The organism is Zoogloea oryzae (genome assembly GCF_030161255.1).
Classification (GTDB): Bacteria; Pseudomonadota; Gammaproteobacteria; order Burkholderiales; family Rhodocyclaceae; genus Zoogloea; species Zoogloea oryzae.
The window spans coordinates 1,014-2,382 of the sequence record NZ_BSPX01000166.1; the positions used below are offsets into that span (position 1 = coordinate 1,014).

General features: G+C 36.5%; 3 protein-coding genes. All 3 read right to left on the reverse strand.

The features are described 5' to 3' along the window. Nucleotides 1–90: 90 nt before the first annotated feature. Complete coding sequence (gene rpsK / locus QQK25_RS24580; RefSeq protein ID WP_284190005.1) at nt 91–513, reverse strand: 30S ribosomal protein S11; 423 nt, start codon at nt 511–513, stop codon at nt 91–93. Between the two features lie 99 nt (nt 514–612). Continuing rightward, entirely contained in the window at nt 613–726 is a 114-nt protein-coding gene (rpmJ, locus tag QQK25_RS24585) for a 50S ribosomal protein L36 (RefSeq protein WP_284190006.1), read from the reverse strand. A 380-nt stretch (nt 727–1,106) separates the two neighbouring features. Further along, the gene (gene rpsH, locus QQK25_RS24590; RefSeq protein ID WP_498027241.1) at nt 1,107–1,304 is read right to left on the reverse strand and encodes a 30S ribosomal protein S8; all 198 of its coding nucleotides are present in this window, start codon (nt 1,302–1,304) and stop codon (nt 1,107–1,109) included. Between the last annotated feature and the right edge of the window lie 65 nt (nt 1,305–1,369).

The following is a 1,369-nucleotide window of genomic DNA, read 5'->3' on the forward strand; positions in this document are numbered from 1 at the left end:
AGACTGTTCCTTTCTCACGAAGCATAGTCATTTTTTTGGATCAGATCATTGAATCATTTTTTTCTCTTGAAATCCGTTCAATTCTTATTTCTACACACGTCGTTTTTTAGGAGGTCTACATCCATTATGTGGCAGAGGGGTTATGTCTCGTATGAGACTTAATCGTATACCGCTTCTACAGATGGTTCGTAATGCTGCATCTCTTCCGAGACCAGGACCTTTTATCATGACTTCTGCTCGTTGCATACCCTGATCCACTACTCGCACAAGAGCATTTCTGGCTGCTGTTTGCGCAGCAAACGGAGTCCCTCTTCTTTTACCCTTGAATCCACAAGTACCGGCCGAGGACCATGAAACCACTCGACCTCGTACATCTGTAACCGTTATAATGGTATTGTTGAAACTTGCTTGAACAAAAATCACTCCTTTTTGTATTCTACGTACATTCTTATTGGTACGTGAGATAAATCTTCGATTCCTGCGTAAACCAATTCTTGATATGGGTTGTGCCATTTTTGATCATCTCATAAATATGAGTCAAAGATATACGGATATATCCGTTTTATGTTAAAAAAGTTTTTTTTAACATGGGGTCTTTTAAAGAGCTTTTTTTTATCCTTGTCTCTGTTTATGTCTTGGGTTAGAACAAATTACTATAATTCGTCCCTGCCTACGGATCAATCGACATTTTTCACATCTTTTACGAACGGAAGCTCTTATTTTCATATCTTAATCTTAATTACTAATCTACTCCTTGGAAGAAAATAAGTATCTTTTCTTTTTGACCCTGAAAAAAATATTCCTAAGATTAGTTAAAAACCTAATTGTTTCAATCCTTACTGAGAAGCCTATAAATCATACGTCTCCTGATTGAATCATAACGATTTAGTTCAATTTGCATTCTAGCTCTTAGTAGTACCTGTATAAAAATTAAACTACGTTAGATCTTTCCTTAAATATGATCTAAAATAAGATCCTCATTATCTAAACGAACTCGAAGTATACCGTCGGGAAAAGATTGCGTAACTAACCAGTCGTATATGTTCTTTTCTTCTTTATCATTCATTCCAGGCACCCTCATGGATCTAATCCTGTTATCAAAAAAATCACCATATATAACACAAAACCTCTCCCCCGATTCCTTCTAGTCGAGCCTCCCGATCTGTCATTATACCTCGAGAAGTAGAAAGAATTACGATTCCCATTCCTCCTAAAATCCTAGGCATTTTTTTGCAGTTAGAATAAATTCGAGCACCGGGTCGGCTAATACATTTAAAACTCAAAAATTGCCTACTCCTTCTCATCCTTCGAAGTCGAGGTCGTAGAGTTGAAACCAAGAAATTTTTATTATTTTCTCGATGTTTTCTCA

Coding starts and splice junctions, on each gene's coding strand:
- rpsK (WP_284190005.1), bottom strand. CDS start 513: ATGGCACAACCCATATCAAGAATTGGTTTACGCAGGAATCGAAGATTT.
- rpmJ (WP_284190006.1), bottom strand. CDS start 726: ATGAAAATAAGAGCTTCCGTTCGTAAAAGATGTGAAAAATGTCGATTG.
- rpsH (WP_498027241.1), bottom strand. CDS start 1,304: ATGAGAAGGAGTAGGCAATTTTTGAGTTTTAAATGTATTAGCCGACCC.